This is a genomic window from Halorubrum sp. ARQ200 (genome assembly GCF_005435115.1).
Classification (GTDB): Archaea; Halobacteriota; Halobacteria; order Halobacteriales; family Haloferacaceae; genus Halorubrum; species Halorubrum tropicale.
Genome location: NZ_SGTZ01000041.1, coordinates 1 through 499 on the forward strand (window position 1 = coordinate 1; position 499 = coordinate 499).

General features: G+C 60.3%; 1 protein-coding gene. It reads left to right on the forward strand.

What is annotated here, in order from left to right; genetic code table 11:
- A partial coding sequence (locus EXE50_RS17255) for a homing endonuclease associated repeat-containing protein (protein ID WP_394347763.1) occupies positions 1-499 on the forward strand: 499 nt, incomplete at both ends.

A 499-nucleotide genomic window follows, 5' to 3' on the forward strand; every position in this document is an offset into this window, starting at 1 on the left:
GTCTCTGACGCTGAACTAATCGCCGATCTACAACGACTCGGCGAAGCGAACGATGGTGACCGTCCGACGACAGTTGATGCCGAAGAATGCGGTACCCACGCGACAACGACGTACCAAAACCGGTTCGGCTCGTGGCGAGATGCGCTCGAAGCGGCCGGCTTCGAGCCACCGCCGCCACAGCGCGTGACCACCGAGGAGCTACTCGCCGAATTGCGGCGGCTTTATGACGAGTTCGGAGGGAGGCCAACGACAACGATCGTTCGCGAGCACGGGTCATATTCGCGCGCGACGTACTACAACCGGTTTGGTTCGTGGGACGACGCACTCGACGCGGCGTTCGAGACCGTCCCAACCAACGCTATCGACAAGGGAGGCAACGAGGAGTCAAACACCAAAACATACTCAGACGAGGAACTCCTCGAAGAACTCCGTCGCGTCGCCGACATCGCCGGTAGTGATGGGCCGCCGTCGATTTCCGAGTTCGAGGAGTACAGTGATG